Origin of the sequence: Cobetia sp. 5-25-4-2 (genome assembly GCF_013374075.1) — a bacterium.
GTDB classification, from domain to species: Bacteria; Pseudomonadota; Gammaproteobacteria; order Pseudomonadales; family Halomonadaceae; genus Cobetia; species Cobetia marina.
Genome location: NZ_BLWK01000037.1, coordinates 1 through 261, shown reverse-complemented (window position 1 = coordinate 261; position 261 = coordinate 1). Strand labels below are relative to the sequence as shown.

The following is a 261-nucleotide window of genomic DNA, read 5'->3' as shown; positions in this document are numbered from 1 at the left end:
CGGACTTCATCTCCGGCACTTCGCCTTCCTTGAGCGGCAGACGGTCGTCATCGACCATGATGTCGAGGCCGTCACGCTTCACCACCGGACGCACGGCGGAGTAGTAGAGCGGCACGATCTTGATGGACTCGAGGTAGATGTACTGCCAGATGTCCAGCTCGGTCCAGTTGGAGAGCGGGAAGACGCGGATGGACTCGCCCTTGTTGATCTTGGAGTTGTAGATGTTCCACAGCTCCGGACGCTGATTCTTGGGGTCCCAGC

At 59.4% G+C, this 261-nt stretch carries 1 protein-coding gene; it reads right to left on the bottom strand.

The features are described from left to right. Nucleotides 1-261 (bottom strand): phosphoadenosine phosphosulfate reductase family protein (locus tag HXS65_RS17435; RefSeq protein WP_176494549.1); only part of this gene is annotated, 261 nt, incomplete at both ends.